Below are 17343 nucleotides of genomic sequence, written 5' to 3'. Positions count from 1 at the left end.
CTGCGACCGCAGACTAGGCCGGCGGGTCAGCGTCGGGAAGCCGACACCGCCGCGCCCGCGAGCAGGGCGATCGCGCCGGCCACCGCCAGCCACAGCCCCGGCCCCGGCGTCGCGCCCGTGACGCGCGCCGAGGTGAGCGGGTACTCGACCGCGCGGACCGCCGTCACGAGCGCCGCCCCGAGCAGCAGCCCACCCGCGCGCGACGGGCGGGCGAGCAGCGCCAGACCGGCGGCGGCCACGACCGCCAGCAGACCGGCCAGCAGCCCCCACGAGCCGACCTTGAAGTCCAGCAGCCCGACGGCGTGGAAGTCCGGGCCGCGCAGCACCGGCAGCGCGAAGCCGCCGAGGGCCAGCAGGCCTCCGATCAGCACGAACGCCACCATCGGCAGCGGCGCCTGCGTCTTCGCGGGCTCGACGTCCTCGCGTTCCAGCGCACCGGCCAGCGCCGCGGTCACGGCGGCGGCGATGGCCAGGACCACGGCCAGCACGGTGAACCACACCCCGTTGCCGGGCTTGACCGAGCCGACCTGGGTGGCGGCGTAGACGGAGTCCAGCGCCGCGCCCGCGGCCAGCGGGAGTGCGGCCAGGGCGACCGTGAAGGCGGGGCGGACGGCGCCGACGTTGGCGACCAGCACCGCCGCCAGGACCGCGACCACGACCAGCGCGGGCCAGAGCAGCCGTTCGCCGTAACCGACCGGCAGCGCCAGGCCGTCCGGGACGACCAGCTGCGGCACGAGGACCCCGCCGAGCGCGGAGGCGGCCGCGACCAGGCCCAGGACACCCGCGGTGACGTTGAGGCGGCGCAGACCGGGGAGCTCGACGGCGTGCGGCTCGGCCGTGTCCTCCGGGGTGGTGTCGCGGCCGAGGAAGCGGGCCAGGACGGCGTGGGCGGCGGCGGCCAGCAGGAGGAGCACGGAACCGATCGACACGCCCAGCCGGTCGGCGAACAGGCCGGCGGCGAACGGCGGCAGGGCGATGGCGGCCAAGGCGGCGGCGATTGCCAGCAGTCCACCGCGGCGGTTCTCGGCGGCGGGGTTGCTGGCGGCCAGCACACCCGCGGCCGGGGCGGCGAGGGCGAGCAGCAGGCCGCCGATCATCGCCAGCGCGGGGGCGTCGAAGGGGCCGCCGGTGGGGACGAGGGGGTCCGACGACGTGATCGGCGCCATGAACAGACCGATCGCCGCGACCGCGCCCGCGACCACCACCAGACCGAGGAACTTGCGGGTGCTCGCCTGGTCGGTGTCCTCGACGTCCCCGGCATCCGTGCCGACAGCGGCCAGCAGACCCGCGGCCAGCACGAGCACGTGCCCCGCCACCAGGAGCCACAGGCCGACGCCGGGCGTCAGCGGGGTGAGGCTGGTGGGGCGGAACAGCTCCGGGCGGGTGGTGTAGGTCGTGTCGGCGAGGATCTGGAGGTCGACCAGGAGGCGACCGGGGGCGAAGAAAGCCGTCGCCGCCAGGACGCCCGCCGCCGCCGCGGGGTGGTCGCGGAAGAGGAACGCACCCGCGAGAACCGCAGGTAGGAGAGCCAGCAGCACCAGCAGGGGCCAGGCCGTGTACGCGGGAGAAGTGCCGCCGGAGACGACGCCGAGCAGAGGGGCGGTCGCGGCCAGGAGGGCACCGACGGCGGCCAGGCCGAACGCCGCACGGAGCCGGGCGGGGGTCGAGGACGCCGGTTCGGCGCCGGCCACGACGGAGTCACGGGCGGTTCGCGTCACCGGATGAACGCTAACAAGTCGTGTGGGTGGGGGTGTGGGCACGTGGTGCGGGGGTGGGGGTGTTGGGCTGGATGGAGTATCGGGGTTGAGTTTTAGTGAACATGCCTCCACCCCGGTCGCCGATTGTCTCAATGCCGCACTGTCTTGTCAAGACGGGAAAGATGTCTTGACAAGACAGTGCGGCACAGAGCGGGCTTCGGATCGGGGTGCAGGGTGGGGACTGGCTACGCCAGCATCCGACGCTCCGCGACGGACCAGGCATCAGGCTTCGCCTGACCAGGCATCGGCTGTCGCCGACAAAGAGGCTGGGGCGCTTCGCACCGGGGCGGGGATCCGAGCTTCGCCGGACCAAGCGTCGGCTTCGTCGGGCGGGTGTCTGGTTGCGGCGGCTGTCCGACGCTCCGCGATGGACAGGGCATCCGGCTTCGAACCGGAGCAGGCGTCAAGCGCGGTGGGCGAGCGCTCTTCTTGGCCGCGAACTGTGCGGTGACCCGCAGTTGCTTAGCCGGGTTCAAGGCACCGCAGCCCATCACCGCAGCCCATCACCGCAGCCCATCACCGCAGCCCATCACCGCAGCCCATCACCGCAGCCCATCACCGCAGCCCATCACCGCACCCCGCACCCCGCACCCCGCACCCCGCACCCCGCACCCCGCACCCCGCACCCCGCACCCCGCAGGGACGGTGACCCAACCGGCCGGGAAGGGAGGGCGGGTGAGCGGGGGTGTTGCCAAGTGGATGGAGTGTTCGTTCGGGAATAGGCGAAGTGGGCTCTCGTTTGTTGTTGGGTGGATGACTTACCTTCACCCTTATGGGGAGTGGTGGGTTGCGGCGGCTGACGGACGTGCTGTTGCGGCGTGCGGGCTCCGGGGTGCGGGTGGCGAAGGACGTGTCGGGGCAGGCGGCGGACGTGCTGCGGACGGTGGCGACCGTTGGTGGGGTGCGCGGGGTCGCTGTGGAAGCGGCGTGGTTGGCGGCGCACGCGGTGCTGTACCCGTGGGGAGCGGTGGCGCAGCAGTTGCGACCCGAGGAGCAGTTCCGGCACTACCGGACGGACCACCTGCCGCCGCGGCAGCGCGGGCTGGTGGTTTCCGCGATGGACGCGGCGGGTACCCCCATCGTGCTCGTGCACGGGATCGGGGACAACAGGTCCGCCTTCGCAGTGCTGTCGGGGGCACTGCGGAGGCGGGGCTTCGGAGTGGTGCACGCGGTGAACTACAGCGTGCTGACCGCGTTGACCGGCGACGTCCGACGATCGGCAGCGCTGCTCGGCGAGCACATCGAGCGGATCTGCGAGCAGACCGGAGCGGACCGGGTGCACGTGGTCGGGCACTCGCTGGGCGGGTTGATCGCGCGGTACTACGTGCAGCGGCTGCACGGGGACGCGCGGGTGCGCACCCTGGTCACGTTGGGCACGCCGCACGGCGGCACGTTGGCCGCCTACCTCCTCCCCACCCCGCTGACCCGGCAGCTGCGCCCCGGATCCGACCTGTTGACCGAACTGGCCGAGCCGGGCAGGCCGTGCCGGACGCGGTTCGTGGTGGTGTGGAGCGCGATGGACCAGGTCATCGTGCCGCAGCGCAACGCACGCCTGTCGCATCCGGGGTTGCTCGTCGAAGAACACGAGATACGTGATTCAGGTCACCTGTCCCTCCCGGTCGATACGCGCACTCTGCATGCGGTCGTCGCGGCTATCACTCGATCGGATGACAGCACGTTGCACCACGTCACGCCTGGACGTGAGGGGTTTTCCGGTTCTGGCATGACGGAGCGTCACGGCTCACGTCCGCAGGCCTCGCGCTAACCGCTATTCGGTAGACATCGGCCTCGGGGATTGCCCCTAGGTGTCAACCCCGTTATGTTCCCGGAGTCCGTTGTCACGGTCTGGTCACATGCAAGGACGCAGAGTCGGAACCCCGACCGGCTCTCCCGGGATCCCCCGCCCGGTGTCCGACTGGACTCCCCGGAACACGGAAGGCCCGGCTTTGTCCCAACACCGCTCCCCCGGCGGCCCAGCAGGTGGCACTGTGCTCGACGAGGCGGTTACCCGTGCCTCGGTCCGACCCGTGAGCACGCACCGCCTGCCGCCGCCACCGTCCGCCCTGCGCGGGCGGATCGTGATCGCCGCTGTCGCGGTCGGCGCGTTCGCCGCCGCAGGCGCCGGGCAGACGCTGCAAGCCGTCGGTGCCGGTTCCTCGACCGAGGCCGACGAGGTCACACCGCTGGCGAACACCTCCGACGGTGCCGCCGCGTTCGGCGTGGGCGGCAACAACGCGGGCCCCGCCGCACCCCAGGTGCTCCCGGTCGCGAAGCTCGTCGACCCCTCCGCGGAGGCCAGCAAGCTCGCCAAGAGCCAGCGGATCACCGAGAAGCGCGAGGCCGCCGAGGCCGAGGCGAAGCGGCCCAAGGTCGTCCGCCCCGCACCCGGCGTGTTCACCTCCGGCTACGGCGGCCGCTGGGGCGAGATGCACTACGGCATCGACATCGCGGGCCCGATCGGCGACCCGATCTACGCGGCCGCCGACGGCGTCGTGATCGAGGCGGGGCCCGCCAGCGGGTTCGGGCTCTGGGTCAAGATCGAGCACGCCGACGGCACCGTGACCGTCTACGGCCACATGGACACCTTCTCGGTGCAGAAGGGCCAGCAGGTCACCGCGGGCGAGCAGATCGCCCGAGTCGGCAACCGCGGCTTCTCCACCGGCCCCCACCTGCACTTCGAGGTGTGGAACCCGAGCGGGATGAAGATCAACCCGCTGCCGTGGCTCAACGAGCGCGGCGTCACCCTCTAGGACGAACCCCCGATCCGCCGTGCGCAGCTCTCCGCGCACGGCGGATCCGGCGTCACCACCTGAACCGGCGGCGCTCCCACGGGAGCCGGTGGACGAAGTAGGCGCACGCCACCCGCCAGACCGAGCACATCCGACGGCCTCGCCCGCAGGCCGGACAGCCGCCGCGCGCGCTGATGTCGTGCAGGCGCAGGACGGCCCGCCAGGCGGCGGCCAGTCTCCGGGCTTCGAAAGCTGTCGTCCGCGACTCCTCAAGCGCCGCCAGGCGGTCGACAGCCTCGAGATAGCCGACCACGCGCTCGTGGAGCAACCGCGCCAAGACCTCGTCCACACCGAGCACCCCCACTTCCGGGCCCCGCTGGCCCGTGTCCGCGTTGGGTGTCATGGAACAGGACGGCACCGACAATTTTCGGCGGCACGTGGTGTGAGCTGCGGAAATAAAAGGCCGGGCCGCTCGCGCGGCCCGGCCAGCCCCCGGTAGAACCCTCCCCTTCGCAAGAACACCGCCCCCGCGCGGTACTCCCGCTCCCCTTGCGCCTTCGGCGACTTCCCCCTGGCCCGTGCGCCCCGAACGCGTGGACCAGATCGCTTCCGACACCCTCTAAGACGCACAGCGGGGGCACAGGTTGCACCCCGTCCGAATCCGATGTGGAGAGCCGGTCGGCACTGCCGCGTCCACCCGGTACACGGACGGGGTGGGGAGGTGGTTCGACGGGGCGCACAGATGTTCCCGGACGGCGACGGGCTCCACCGGACCGCGGCCTGGGTCCAGCCCGGCGACATCCGAGGGGGAGCTGACCCCGGAAGAGCCGCGACCTTCGGCGAGCAGGCGCGCGGTCACCGCGTCGCGGCGGCCAGTGCCGCGCGGATGGCGTCCTCGTCGACCGGCCGGCCCTCCTCGTCCGAGAACGGCCCGTACGGGGTCCCCCACACCGGCGTGCCCGTCGCCTGCCGCCAGCTGTCGGCCAGCGCTCCCGCGTCCACGACGCCGTACCCGATGGACTCGATGAACCCGGTCACCACCGCCTTCGCCCCGGCGGAGTCCCCGGCGATCGGCAGGTACGAGCGGTCGGCCGCCCCCTCCGGACGGGCGAGCGACACCAGGTGCTTGGAGAAGATGTTGTTGAACGCCTTCACCACCAAGGCGTCCGGGGCGTACCGCAGCAGCAGCTCGCTCGACGTGAGCGACTTGCCGTCGAGCTCGGGGACGTGCCCGTCGCGCTCGGGGCCGTAGTTGCCCGTGTCGACGACCACCTTCCCGGCCAGCGGCAGGGCGGACAGGTCGGGGAACGCCTTGACCGGCACCGCGACCACGACGAGGTCGCCCGCCGCCGCGGCCTCCCCGCTCGTCGCCGCGGACGCCGACGGCCCCAGTTCCGCGACCAGGTCCGCGAGCGCCTCCGGACCACGCGAGTTGCTGAGCACGACCCGGTGCCCGGCCTCGACGGCGAGCCGCGCGACGCTGCCGCCGATGTGCCCGCTCCCGATGAACCCCACGGTCGTCATGTTCTCGGTGTCCTCCTCGTCATCCGGTCCCGCCGTCAGCCGGCGGGGAAGTAGTGGCCGTTGTCCAGGTCGGCGAGCAGGCCGGGCTGGGCGGGTTCCCAGCCGAGGACCCGGCGGGTGACGAGGGTGGACGCCGGGTAGCTCTGCGTGACCACGTTCGCGAGGAACCCGAAGTGGCCCGGCACCATCAGCGCGTCCACGGGAACGCTCACCACGGGCAGGCCCAGGCGGCCGCCGATGGCCTCGGCGATGTCGCGGAACGGGATGGCCCCGTCCCCGACGCCGTGCCAGTAGCTGCCCGCCGGCCCCTTCTCCAGCGCCAGGCGGAACAGGACGGCGAGGTCGCGGGCGTGCACGGCGTTCCACACGTTCGCGCCGTCGCCGGGGTAGCCGACGACGCCCTTCTCCCGCGCGAGCGCGATCAGCCGCACGAGGAAGCCCGCGCGGTCGGTCGTGCTGTGCGCGATGTTGGCGATCCGCACGACCGAGGAGCGCACTCCCCGCTCGGCGAGGCCGACCACGGTGGTCTCCACGACGTTGCGGACCCGCAGGGTCCCCTTGTGCTCGTCGCCGCTGGGCAGAGCGGGGTCCTCCTCGGTGGCCGGACGGCCCAGGTTCCCCGGCGAGCCGATGCTCCCCGCCGCGACCAGCGGCTTCCCGGTTCCCGCGAGCGCCTCGCCGTACGCGAGCATGATCGGGACCTCCGCGGCGGCCACGGCGTCGAGCCCGCCGGACGGCAGCAGGTCCTGCCGGTGCGCGACGTGGACGACGCCGTCGGAGTCCGCGGCCGCCTCCTTGAGCCCGTCGAGGTCCTGGAGGTCGCCGCGGCGCACCTTCGCGCCGAGCGCGGACAACGCCGCGGCGCCCGCGTCCGACCGGGCGAGGCCGGTGACCTCGTGCCCGGCGGCGACGAGCTCGGGAATGATGTGCGAACCGGAATGGCCGGTCCCACCGGTGACGAAAACGCGCACGCTCGTGCTCCTCGTGAATGGTGTGGTGGTGCGGACGCGCTCAGCGGAGGATGTTCACGCCGAGGGAGAAGTCGAAGGTCCCCGCGCCGTGGCGGGCCAGGCTGATCATCAGCAGACCCGTGCCCTCCAGCCAGCGCGCCATTTCCAGGCCTCCGGTGTCCAGCGGGCGCAAACCCATGCTCTCGACGAATTCCGACACGCTCGCCTTGGCCCCTGCGTCGTCGCCCGCGAGGAGCACGTCCAGCGTGCGGTCGGGGGTCAGGACGTGGCCGAAGACGGTGTTGAACGCCTTCACGACGTGCGCGCTCGCCGGTGCGGCCTTGGCGATCTCCTGCGCGGCCGAGGTGCCGTCGGGGGTGACCACCCCGGTGGCGTCGGCGTTCAAGGGGTTGGTGATGTCGATGACGACCTTGCCCGCCAACGCTTTCCCGTACTGCGTGACGATCGGCACGGCGGCGGCGTTCGGCACGGCGAGCACGACGATGTCGCCCGCGGGGGCGGTGCCGAACGTCCCGGCGGTGGCACCGCCGCCGAGCGCGGCGGCGAGGTCCGCGGCCTTGGCCGGGTCGCGACCGATGATCTCGACGGTGTTGCCGCCCGCGAGCGCCCGGCCCGCCAGGGCGCCCGCCATGTTCCCCAAGCCGATGATGCTGACGCTGCTCATTGCTTTTCCGCTTTCTCGAGCTGAAGAGGACGCCACGATGTCGTCGAATGACGCAATGGGCGGCATTCGATTCCTGGTGTGCGCATTCCGAGCCCAGAATGAAATCCTCAAGGCCCGATACCGAATTCACCTGACGTCATCGGTTACCTCACAAGGTTGTCATTTCCCCGAACGGGTGTCCAAGACTTCTTCCGGTCGTGGTGATACCTTGGGGACATCACCGGCTCGGGAGGTTCCGTGGATCTGGACCTGCGCAAACTGCGCTACTTCCGCGCCGTCGCCGACAGGCTGCACTTCGGTCGCGCCGCCGAGGAGCTGCACATCGCGCAGCCCGTGCTCAGCAGGCAGATCCGCGCGCTGGAGCAGGACCTCGGCGCCCCGCTGTTCACCAGGGACCGCCACGGCGTGGCGCTGACCGACGCGGGCCGCCAGCTGCTGACCGACACCGGCCCGCTGCTCGCCTCCGCGGACGCGGTCCGCCGCCGGGTGACCGTCGCCGCCCGTGGCGGCCGTCGGCTGGCGGTCGGCTTCCGGACCGGCATCCCGGTCATCCCGGCGGCCAAGGCGTTCCAGGCCCGGCACCCGGACGTGGTCGTGGACGTGCAGCGGGTCGAGTGGGACGACCAGGCCCCGATGCTGCTCGACGGCCGAATCGACGTCGGCTACGTGCGGCTGCCCATCGACGAGACCGGCCTGCGCGTGACCCCGCTGTACACCGAGCCGCTGATGGTGGTGCTGCCCGCGGACCACCGGCTGGCGGGCAAGGAGGAGGTCACCGAGGCCGACCTGGCCGGTGAGCCGCTGGTCTGGCACGCCGACCCGAGCACGCACCCCACCAGGCGCCCGCACCCCGACTCCGGGCTCCGGGTGCGCGGCGTGGAGGAGAAGCTGGAGCACGTCGCGGCGGGCCGAGGCATCTCGTTCGTGGGGCGCTCGGAGACGGTGTTCTACTCGCGTCCGGACATCAGCTACGTCGCCATCCCGGAGCTCCCGCCCGACCAGGTGTGCTTCGCCATGGCGGCGTCCCGCACCTCGACGCTGGCCGACGACTTCCTCGCCGCGGCTCGGGCGACAGCCGCGATCACCGCGGACTGCGGGAACCACGAGGCCTATTCAGGCGGTCGCGAGGACGAGCGGGGCGGCACCGGGAGGGCTTGAGCCCGGAGCAGGGTCGTGGTCAGAGCTTGGTGATGGGGACGCCGCCGATGAGCATGAGGCGGATGGTGCCCGCACCGCCGAAGTCGATGGTGGCGGTGGCCCTGGGGCCGGAGCCGTCGACCGCGACGACCCTGCCGAGCCCGTACTTGTCGTGGGTGACGCGGTCGCCGACCTCGAGGGTGATGGCCGGAGCCTCGTTCCAGCCCTTGAACTGCGAGGTGCGCATGCCGCGCGCGGCCAGGCCCGCCTGGGCCGAGTCGCCACCGCCGCGGCGCCAGGTCGTGGCGGCGGCCGGACCGGAGCGTTCGGGTTCGACGCGGCGCCAGTCCAGCAGGTCGGTGGGGATCTCGTCGAGGAAGCGGGACGCCGGGTTGGCGGACGGCTGACCCCAGGCGGAGCGCACGAGGGCGCGGGAGAGGTAGAGGCGCTGCTGGGCGCGGGTGATGCCGACGTAGGCGAGACGGCGTTCCTCGGCCAGCTCCTGCGGGTCGCCCAGGGCGCGCATGTGCGGGAAGATCCCGTCCTCCCAGCCCGTGCTGAACACGACCGGGTACTCCAGGCCCTTGGCGGTGTGCAGGGTCATCAGGGTGACCATGCCGTCGGAGTCGGCGTCCGGGATGGAGTCGGCGTCCGCGACGAGCGAGACGCGCTCCAGGAACGCGGCCAGCGAGCTCTCGGTGGGCAGCCCCTCGTCCTCGGCGGGCACCTCGACGACCTCGACGGCCTCCGCGTCGGAGGACACCGGGGCGAGGGCGGTCAGGTCGCCGAACTCGCGGGCGACCGTGACGAGCTCGTTGAGGTTCTCGACGCGGGTGTGGTCCTGCGGGTCCTCGCTGGCCTCCAGCTCGGCCCGGTAGGCCGTCTTCTCCAGCACGGCCTCGAGGATGTCCGCCACGTCGTCGCCGCGCTCGACCAGCTTGCCCAGCTCGTCCATCAGGTCCATGAACCCGGCGATGGAGCGCTGCGACCGCGGGTTGAGGAACGCGACCTTGCCCGCCACCGCGTCGCGCAGGGCGGCGTGGAAGCTCATCCGGTACTTCTCGGCGTGGTTGGAGACGCACACCTCGGCCCGATCGCCGATGCCCCGCTTGGGCACGTTCATGATGCGCCGCATGGACACCGTGTCGTCCGGGTTCGCCAGCGCGCGCAGGTACGCCAGCGCGTCGCGCACCTCGCGGCGCTCGTAGAACCGGACACCGCCGACGACCCGGTACGGCAGGCCGAGGCGGATGAAGATCTCCTCGAACACGCGCGACTGGTTGTTCGTGCGGTAGAAGACGGCGATCTCGCCGTTGGTCGCGTCACCGCCGTCGACGAGCTTGTCGATCTCGCCCGCGACGAACGCGGCCTCGTCGTGCTCGTTGTCGGCGACGTATCCGACGATCTTCTCGCCCTCGCCGAGGTCGCTCCACAGCCGCTTCTCGCGGCGGTCCGGGTTGCGCGAGATGACCGCGTTGGCGGCGCTCAGGATGTTCTGCGTCGACCGGTAGTTCTGCTCCAGCATGATCGTGGTGGCCTGCGGGTAGTCCCGCTCGAACTCCACGATGTTGCGGATCGTCGCGCCGCGGAACGCGTAGATGGACTGGTCGGCGTCGCCCACCACGCACAGCTCGCCGGGCGGGATGCCGTCGGCGCCGGTGCCCACGAACTCGCGCACCAGCGTGTACTGCGCGTGGTTCGTGTCCTGGTACTCGTCGACCAGCACGTGCCGGAAGCGCCGCCGGTAGTGCTCGGCCACGGCCGGGAAGCCCTGCAGCAGCTCGACGGTCCGCATGATCAGGTCGTCGAAGTCCATGGAGTTCGACTCGCCGAGCCTGCGCTGGTAGGACGAGTAGACCTCGGCCACCCGGCGTTCCAGGTCGTTCGTCGCCTGCGCCGCCGCGGTCTCCGCGTCCACCAGCTCGTTCTTGAGGTTCGAGATGTGGATGGACAGCGTCCGCGCCGGGTAGCGCTTCGGGTCGAGGTCGAGGTCGCGCGCGACCAGCGTGATCAGCCTGCGCGAGTCGTCGGAGTCGTAGATCGAGAAGTTCGACGACATGCCGAGCGTCTTGGCCTCGCGGCGCAGCACCCGCACGCACATGGAGTGGAACGTCGACACCCACATCGACCGGGCGCGCGGGCCGACGAGCTCGGAGACGCGCTCCTTCATCTCGGCCGCGGCCTTGTTGGTGAAGGTGATCGCCATGACCTCGCCGGGGTGGACCCGGCGTTCGGCCAGCAGGTAGGCGATGCGGCGGGTCAGGACCCTCGTTTTGCCGGAGCCCGCACCCGCCACCACCAGCAGCGGTGACCCGGCGTGCTCCACCGCCCGCCGCTGGGCGGGGTTCAGGTCGTCGAGCAACCTGGACGGCCGAGGGGACGGGGGACTCGCGGGCAAGTCGAACAAGGCGCTCATCGTGGGGTCACGTTACCCGCCCCGTACGACGCTCGGTTCCGCTCACCGCCGAGGCGGTGAGCGGAACCGGTTTCAGCTGCTCGTGTCGAACACGATCGGCGCGCCCGCGTGGGCCTCCGAACCGTCCGCGCCGCGCAGGTAGACGTCGATCGAGTCCTGCACCGCGCCAGACCCGCTCACCGCGAGCGTCAACGCGGGCCACGCCTCGCCGGGCACCGCGGGAGCGGGGTTCGTGCACTCCACTCCGCCCTCGACGGCACCGCAGGTCCAGCGTTCGCCCGCCGTCTCCACGAGGGAGAACTCGGACGGCCACGAGACGAACAGCGCGGCCTGTCCCGCCTGCCCGTCACGGGCCGCGGTGGCCGTCACGGAGAACTCGAACGGCCCTCCGTGGACGTACCACCAGTCGTCGTTCGCGAGGACGACGCCCTTGCCGTGCTCCAGCTCCACGGCGCCCGGATCGTCCTTGGTCGGCGCGGCGGCCGGCCTCGGCGTGTCGGAGGCCGGCTGGGAGCCGACCGCCACCGCGGCCGAACCGACCGCGAGGGCCAGGACGGCGCCCACCCCGACCAGTCCGGCGGCCACCCTGCTCATCCGCATGGGAATCACCTTCGCCCGAGATGTGTCGATCTCCAACGATCGCACGACGGCCATCCCCCTGTCGGGTGAACCCCGGTACACCGAAGAGTGGAATCTCAGACGCTCGTGTCCACCATCAGCTTGACGCCCCGGCGCTTGTAGTTCACGGCCTGCTCGCGCACCGACGCGTCCAGCGTGCTCGCGCCGAAGTTCCTCGCCTTGGCCGCGATCACGAGCTTCGGCAGCTTCAGGCCCGGCTTCTCCAGCTCCGGGTGGGTGGCCTCGACGTCGGTGTCGTCGACCTTCTCGACCTTCCACTTGTCGCCGTTGATCGACACGATGTTCAGGCCCTTCGGCACGGCCAGCCGCACCGTCCGCTTCCGGCCCTGCGTGCGCGCGCCCAGCGTCACCGCGAACTCGAAGGTGCCGCCGTGCACGTACCACCAGTCGTCGTTGGCCTTGATGACGCCCTTGCCGGGATCGAGGTCCACCCCCGGCAGGTCAGCGGGCTGCTGCGCGGTCTGCGCGTTGGCGATCCCGGCCGTACTGCCCGCCACCCCCACCGCGGCCGTCACCACGGCCATCCCGAACACCGTGCGCCTGGTCACCGTCAAACCACGCATGTCGCCACCCTCTGTGTCGTCGCACCCCTTGGCACACTAGATCGATGAGCAGGCCAGAGTCGTTTCACCCACGCCGCCTGCGATGACGGATCGTGACCAAACCGGAGTGCGGAGCCCGCGTCGGCCGCCGGAACGACGGCGCGTCCCACTCCTCGAACTTCGGGTAGCCGAAGAGGACGGGCGTGTGGCACAGTTGCGGCGTGCGCTCGACCCACTTCGAGTTTTTCTACGGGAACCGGACTCCGGCTCCCGTGGTCGCCTAGCGCACAGCATCCACAGAGCCCCGGAGTCCTCGGACCCGGGGCTTCGCCGCTTCCGGGGCCGGGACTCAGCAGAAGAGAGTCGAGAGGCCCCACCATGAGCACCACCGAATCCCCCGCCACCGCTCCGGACATCGACGCGCTGCGCCAGGAGATCGACCACCTGGACAAGGAACTGCTGCGCCTCGTCAAACGGCGCGCCGAGGTGTCCAAGACCATCGGCGCGGCGCGGATGGCCGCCGGCGGCACGCGGATCGTGCACAACCGCGAGATCGACGTGCTGGCGCGCTACAAGGAGCTCGGCCCGGAGGGCAAGGACCTCGCGATGATCCTGCTGAGGTTGGGTCGCGGGGCGCTGGGGCGCTGATCGGGGGCCGGGGTTCGCCCGCTCGTCGGTTCGCCCGTTCGCCGGTTCGCCCGCTCGCCGGTTCGCCCGCTCGTCGGTTCGCCCGCTCGTCGGTTCGCCCGCTCGTCGGTTCGCCCGCTCGCCCGTTCGTCGGCTCGCCGGTCCCTCGCTTCGCCCCGTTCGTTCGTCGGCTCGTCGGTCCCTCGCGGCGGGTGGTTCGTCTCGTCGCGGCGAACGGTTCGGCTCGTCGCGGCAGGAGTTCGGCTCGTCGCGGCGGGTGGTTCGTCGCAGCGGTGACCGGGAGTCCCCCGGTCGGGTGGGCCCCCCGAGTTCCAGAGTACGAGCGGGTGCCGACAGTCGATCTTGAACGAGGTGGGCGGCCCTGGTGGCGGGCTTGGCGCGGACCAGGGCTGGTCGTCCGGGCAGCCGACCCTGTGGCGAGAAGAGGCCGGACTACGTCGGCCGCCCCGGTGCCAGGTCCGCCGGCGGCGGGGTGTCGCGGGCGAAGTGCCAGTGCGGGGCCAGGGCCGCGCGGACGGCGGCGAGGTCAGCGGTGGTGGGGCGGGAGTCGTCGGGGACGTAGGCGAGGGGGTCGTGCAGGAGCGGGTCGGGGAGGCGGAGCAGGCCCTCGACGAGCGAGTGCAGGCACAGGGCGGCGTAGCCGCGGAGGTAGCCGCCCTCCTGGGTGAGCACGAGCGGGAGCCCGAGGTCGGCGACCCGCCGTCCGATCGCGCGGTACCCGGCGGCGGTCAGGTTGTGCCTGCCGTTGGGGTCGAAGGCGGAGCCGTCGAAGCCGGACGCGCACACCAGGAGGTCGGGGGCGAACTCGCGCAGGGCGGGGAGGGCGATCTCGTCCAGGGCGCGCAGGTACGCCTCGTCGCCCGCGCCGAGGGACAGCTCGACGTTGATGTTGCGGCCGTCCACCCCGAGCTCGTCGGGGGCGCCGGTCTGCGGGTGGTTGGTGCCCCAGGCGCCGTGCCGCATGTGCAACGAGACCGTGAGCACGTCGGGGGTGCCGGCGAAGATCTCCTGGGTGCCGTTGCCGTGGTGCACGTCCCAGTCGAGGACGGCCACCCGCAGGCCCTCGCGCCTGGCCGTCTCGGCGACGAGGGCGGCGTTGTTGACCAGGCAGTACCCGTCGGCCATCGCGGGCTGGGCGTGGTGGCCGGGCGGGCGGACCAGGGCGTAGGCGGTCCGCGCGCGGCCGGAGCGGACGGACTCCAGGGCGGCCAGCGAGGTGCCCGCGGCGGCCAGGACCGAGTCCCAGGTGCCGGGGCCGACGACCGTGTTGACCTCCAGCGCGACCCGGTCCGGGCCCTCGCACGCCTTCCGCAGCGCCGCCAGGTAGTCGGCGGTGTGCACGCGCGCCAGCTCGTCGTCGGTGGCGAGCCTGCCGGTGCGCCACGTCAGGTGCGGTGCGACCGGTCCGCGCCGCAGGGCGTGCCGGAACGTGCGCAGCCTGGCCGCGCCCTCCGGGTGCGGCTCGGGGACGTCGAGCCAGTCCCAGTCGCCCGGCAGCTCCCACAGGCCCGTGCCCGCGTCGTGCTCCAGGCAGGCGTCGTGCCAGAAGATGTCCACCCGCAACCGGATATCAGGGGGATCACCGATGGTCCAGCGGATATCGGCAGGCACACTGGAGCCATGGGAACTGTCATCGGCCTCATCGCAGGCATCATCGCCATCGTCGGGGTGCTAGCCGCGCTGGCGCACGACGGCTATCTCGCCATGCTCGGATCCGCCGCGAAGAACAAGCGGGCCGCGGGCGCGCCGATCGCGCAGTACGTCCGGAGCCGCTGGACCGTCGCGGGCGTCACGACCGCCGCCGCGCTGATCGGCCTGCTGATCACGACGGGCGACAGCACCGCGTCCGACATCATCGGCGCGCTGGTCGCGGGCGGCAGCGGGCTGGCCGCCACGAGCGCGTTGCAGAGCAGCCGCAAGCGCCTGAACAGCGGTAGCTGACCAGAACTCGCCGGAAGTCCAGCAAGTTCACACTTCCGTGTGTCACCCGCCGTGACCGGGTGACCCCGCACAGCTACCGCCCCGCCTTGCACCTACCCTCAGGTAGGTGCGGGTGACCGTGGTCGCCCCGCCGGCCTGGCCGGTCCTCCCGGATCCGGTCCGACCGGCGTCGCGGCCCCGGCCCCGCGCCGGGTCAGCGGAGCGCCACGGCCGCACGGCCGGACGGCGGGCCGACGTGGTCCCGGTGGCGCAACCGACCCGAGGGGTCGGGGACCGCGCCGGACCAGGGGGCGGGAGAGGTCTGCGGAGCTATGGACAACGGGGCGGGACCAGCGGGGTCGGGCAAGCACCGGCTGCACGACCGGACCGACGGGTGGCCACCCGCGGCCTCCGGTCCGGACCACGGACGACCGGACCACGAGCGACCGGCGCACGCGCGCCCGGCGGTCGGACCGGGCCAGGTGCCCGCGCAGCGCGGCAGGCCCGCACCGGACCCCCTGGTGGACACCGACGCCGCCGGTCTGCGCAAGTTCAACATCGGCCTGGTCCCCGCGTCGGTCACCCCTCCCCGCACCTGGAAGCGCGCCGCCTGGTTCGCCGTCGTGTCCTCGGCGGGCGTCCTGGTCGGCCTCGCCATCGCGGCGGCCAAGCTCGTCGGCAACAGCGGCCCGGTCGAGCGCATCGGCATGCCCGAGTACCCCGCCAACGTCCCGATCGTGACCGACTTCGGCACCAGGACGTCCACCAAGGCCCCCACGAGCGGCCAGAGCGCCGACACGAGGCCGCAGGACACCGCGCGGGCGGGCGGGACGTCCACGGCCGCACCGCGCGGCAGCGACCCCGGCAGCACGTCGGGCGGTGCGGGCGCGACGACGGCGACCACGCCCGCGGGCACCACCGAACCCGGCAGCGCGCCGGACACCACGTCGCCGACCGTGACCACCGTGCCGAACCAGGACAAGCCGCTCGTCGACGCCTCGGCCATCGCGTCCCGCACCGAGAAGTTCTACGAGGAGGTCTCGGCCAACACCGCGACCGCGCTGGCCCTGACGACCGAGGACTCCCGGCCGACCATCGAGGCGGTGCTGGAGCAGCGGTTCGCCGACGTGTCGCTGGTGCGGGTCAAGGAGATCAGCGTCGACCCGACCAGGGGCGTCACGGTCAGCACGCTGCAGATCACGAAGAAGGACGGCACCGCCAGCACCGAGCAGCGCGAGCTGACCTTCACCTTGAGTGGTGAGCCCTTGATCAACGCCGAACGGCTCACTGGAATCGCCTAACGGTCATTCGCGAACGCACAGGGGGACATCGGTCTGTAACCACTACTCCATTAGAGCGACAAGCGTCTACCGCTGACCGCCACGAAAAGGTGAATGCGCGCGTCGTCCTGGCTTTGACCAGGGCATCCACGGTACGAGTTCTGGCGACGCAGAAGGTACGGAGGAGTTGCCAGTGCAGCGCCCTACGACGACCGGCAGACGGCACAACCGGGCCGGTTCGATCACCGTGGCCGAGCTGATCAGGAACCAGCCCAGCCCCGTCCGCATCCCTTCCCGCGAGGAGGCCGACACCGAGGACCTCGTGGAGGACGTGCTCGGCATGGAGGAGACCGACCAGCGGCGTTCCAACCGGGCGGCCAAGGCGGCCGGGCTGGTGGCGGGCGCCCTCGTCCTGTTCGCCTCGGTCGCGGCGGCGTCGATCCTGGCGGGCAACCGCCCCGAGTCCACCAGCGCCCCGCGCACGGCGGCCGCGATCGAGCTGAGCGGCTCCACGGCGCTGCGCCCCGACCTGCTCAGCGCCAGGCTGGGCGACGAGCCCGCGGCGGCCCCCACGGCCGAGACGACCCCCTCCGCGTCCAACGCGCCGATCGCGGCGGACCCGAGGACCGAGACCCCGTCGTCCGCGCCGCCGACCGGCAGCGCCGCGGCACCGCCGTCGGTGGCGATCGGCTCCCAGCCGAGGATCGACGTCGTCCGCGAGTTCTACAGCCTGCTGCCCGCCCAGCCCGCCGCGGCGGCGCTGCTGCTGACGAGCGACCTGGTGGGCGGCGACGCGCTCGGCTTCGTGCGCTCGTGGAGCACGATCAAGGCCATCACGGTCGACAGCACCACCCAGCGGCCCGACGGCAGCGTCCTGGCCGAGGTGTCGATGCAGGAGCTCGACGGGCGGTGGCTGCGGGTCGAGCAGCTCTTCTGGTTCGGCGACACGTCGGTCCCGAAGATCGTCGGCACCGAGCTGCTCTCGGCCCAGCGAAGCTGACGCCGCGTAGCGAGCACCCCCTAAATGCTCACGTAGAGTTGCCTTAAATAAGGTTTAACCCGAGAAAATCCCCCAAAGGGGTTACAACTGGGGTCACGATTCGGTATCCATGTTCC

The 17343-nt window shown here is 72.1% G+C and carries 16 protein-coding genes; 7 read left to right on the top strand and 9 right to left on the bottom strand.

The window, feature by feature from the left end; genetic code table 11:
* Positions 1–26: 26 nt before the first annotated feature.
* The gene (locus tag CLV43_RS12185; protein ID WP_106187204.1) at positions 27–1718 is read right to left on the bottom strand and encodes a hypothetical protein; all 1692 of its coding nucleotides are present in this window, start codon (positions 1716–1718) and stop codon (positions 27–29) included.
* A gap of 826 nt (positions 1719–2544) precedes the next feature.
* Between CLV43_RS12185 and CLV43_RS12180 the strand changes: the two genes are divergently transcribed.
* Positions 2545–3522, top strand: a complete 978-nt coding sequence (locus CLV43_RS12180) for an esterase/lipase family protein (RefSeq protein ID WP_245886330.1) — start codon at positions 2545–2547, stop codon at positions 3520–3522.
* 262 nt (positions 3523–3784) lie between these two features.
* A complete protein-coding gene (locus CLV43_RS12175) occupies positions 3785–4507 on the top strand; it encodes a M23 family metallopeptidase (RefSeq protein ID WP_245886327.1) in 723 nt (240 codons plus the stop codon).
* Positions 4508–4559: 52 nt separating this feature from the next.
* On the opposite strand, the gene CLV43_RS12170 is transcribed toward CLV43_RS12175, so the two are convergent.
* From CLV43_RS12170 to CLV43_RS12155, 4 genes are all read right to left on the bottom strand, one after another.
* Positions 4560–4889, bottom strand: coding sequence for a hypothetical protein (locus tag CLV43_RS12170; protein WP_146174740.1), 330 nt, complete (start codon positions 4887–4889; stop codon positions 4560–4562).
* A 452-nt stretch (positions 4890–5341) separates the two neighbouring features.
* A complete protein-coding gene (locus CLV43_RS12165; protein ID WP_245886324.1) occupies positions 5342–6010 on the bottom strand; it encodes an NADPH-dependent F420 reductase in 669 nt (222 codons plus the stop codon).
* A gap of 35 nt (positions 6011–6045) precedes the next feature.
* Positions 6046–6981 carry an SDR family oxidoreductase gene (locus CLV43_RS12160; protein WP_106187200.1) on the bottom strand — a complete coding sequence of 312 codons (936 nt, stop codon included), beginning with the start codon at positions 6979–6981 and terminating at the stop codon, positions 6046–6048.
* A 40-nt stretch (positions 6982–7021) separates the two neighbouring features.
* On the bottom strand, positions 7022–7645 hold the full coding sequence (locus tag CLV43_RS12155; RefSeq protein WP_106187199.1) for an NADPH-dependent F420 reductase: 624 nt from the start codon (positions 7643–7645) through the stop codon (positions 7022–7024).
* A 237-nt stretch (positions 7646–7882) separates the two neighbouring features.
* Here CLV43_RS12155 and CLV43_RS12150 point away from each other — a divergent pair, with 237 nt between their 5' ends.
* A complete protein-coding gene (locus CLV43_RS12150; RefSeq protein WP_106187198.1) occupies positions 7883–8803 on the top strand; it encodes a LysR family transcriptional regulator in 921 nt (306 codons plus the stop codon).
* A 19-nt stretch (positions 8804–8822) separates the two neighbouring features.
* Here the strand turns inward: CLV43_RS12150 and pcrA are convergent, their stop codons facing one another.
* The 3 genes from pcrA to CLV43_RS12135 all read right to left on the bottom strand — a co-directional run bounded on the left by pcrA (position 8823) and on the right by CLV43_RS12135 (position 12400).
* Positions 8823–11198 carry a DNA helicase PcrA gene (gene pcrA / locus CLV43_RS12145; RefSeq protein WP_106187197.1) on the bottom strand — a complete coding sequence of 792 codons (2376 nt, stop codon included), beginning with the start codon at positions 11196–11198 and terminating at the stop codon, positions 8823–8825.
* Positions 11199–11270: 72 nt separating this feature from the next.
* The gene (locus tag CLV43_RS12140) at positions 11271–11798 is read right to left on the bottom strand and encodes a hypothetical protein (protein WP_106187196.1); all 528 of its coding nucleotides are present in this window, start codon (positions 11796–11798) and stop codon (positions 11271–11273) included.
* A gap of 95 nt (positions 11799–11893) precedes the next feature.
* Positions 11894–12400 carry a hypothetical protein gene (locus CLV43_RS12135; RefSeq protein WP_146174739.1) on the bottom strand — a complete coding sequence of 169 codons (507 nt, stop codon included), beginning with the start codon at positions 12398–12400 and terminating at the stop codon, positions 11894–11896.
* 357 nt (positions 12401–12757) lie between these two features.
* On the opposite strand from CLV43_RS12135, the gene CLV43_RS12130 reads away from it, so the two are divergent.
* Positions 12758–13027, top strand: a complete 270-nt coding sequence (locus CLV43_RS12130) for a chorismate mutase (RefSeq protein WP_106187194.1) — start codon at positions 12758–12760, stop codon at positions 13025–13027.
* A 432-nt stretch (positions 13028–13459) separates the two neighbouring features.
* Here the strand turns inward: CLV43_RS12130 and CLV43_RS12125 are convergent, their stop codons facing one another.
* A complete protein-coding gene (locus CLV43_RS12125) occupies positions 13460–14584 on the bottom strand; it encodes an arginase family protein (protein ID WP_245886321.1) in 1125 nt (374 codons plus the stop codon).
* 63 nt (positions 14585–14647) lie between these two features.
* Between CLV43_RS12125 and CLV43_RS12120 the strand changes: the two genes are divergently transcribed.
* The 3 genes from CLV43_RS12120 (at position 14648) to CLV43_RS47750 (ending at position 17227) form a co-directional block, all read left to right on the top strand.
* Positions 14648–14968, top strand: coding sequence for a hypothetical protein (locus CLV43_RS12120; protein WP_106187193.1), 321 nt, complete (start codon positions 14648–14650; stop codon positions 14966–14968).
* A gap of 311 nt (positions 14969–15279) precedes the next feature.
* Positions 15280–16248 carry a hypothetical protein gene (locus CLV43_RS12115; RefSeq protein ID WP_106187192.1) on the top strand — a complete coding sequence of 323 codons (969 nt, stop codon included), beginning with the start codon at positions 15280–15282 and terminating at the stop codon, positions 16246–16248.
* 172 nt (positions 16249–16420) lie between these two features.
* Positions 16421–17227, top strand: coding sequence for a hypothetical protein (locus tag CLV43_RS47750; RefSeq protein WP_170155812.1), 807 nt, complete (start codon positions 16421–16423; stop codon positions 17225–17227).
* Positions 17228–17343 lie beyond the last annotated feature (116 nt).

The organism is Umezawaea tangerina (assembly GCF_003002815.1).
GTDB lineage: Bacteria > Actinomycetota > Actinomycetes > Mycobacteriales > Pseudonocardiaceae > Umezawaea > Umezawaea tangerina.
This window is presented reverse-complemented; position numbering and strand designations above follow the sequence as displayed.

Excerpts from the sequence above, each read along its gene's own strand:
- CLV43_RS12130 (WP_106187194.1), top strand. The coding sequence starts at position 12,758 with ATGAGCACCACCGAATCCCCCGCCACCGCTCCGGACATCGACGCGCTG.
- CLV43_RS12165 (WP_245886324.1), bottom strand. The coding sequence starts at position 6,010 with ATGACGACCGTGGGGTTCATCGGGAGCGGGCACATCGGCGGCAGCGTC.
- CLV43_RS12135 (WP_146174739.1), bottom strand. The coding sequence starts at position 12,400 with ATGCGTGGTTTGACGGTGACCAGGCGCACGGTGTTCGGGATGGCCGTG.
- CLV43_RS12120 (WP_106187193.1), top strand. The coding sequence starts at position 14,648 with ATGGGAACTGTCATCGGCCTCATCGCAGGCATCATCGCCATCGTCGGG.
- pcrA (WP_106187197.1), bottom strand. The coding sequence starts at position 11,198 with ATGAGCGCCTTGTTCGACTTGCCCGCGAGTCCCCCGTCCCCTCGGCCG.
- CLV43_RS12155 (WP_106187199.1), bottom strand. The coding sequence starts at position 7,645 with ATGAGCAGCGTCAGCATCATCGGCTTGGGGAACATGGCGGGCGCCCTG.
- CLV43_RS12140 (WP_106187196.1), bottom strand. The coding sequence starts at position 11,798 with ATGCGGATGAGCAGGGTGGCCGCCGGACTGGTCGGGGTGGGCGCCGTC.
- CLV43_RS12115 (WP_106187192.1), top strand. The coding sequence starts at position 15,280 with ATGGACAACGGGGCGGGACCAGCGGGGTCGGGCAAGCACCGGCTGCAC.
- CLV43_RS12170 (WP_146174740.1), bottom strand. The coding sequence starts at position 4,889 with ATGACACCCAACGCGGACACGGGCCAGCGGGGCCCGGAAGTGGGGGTG.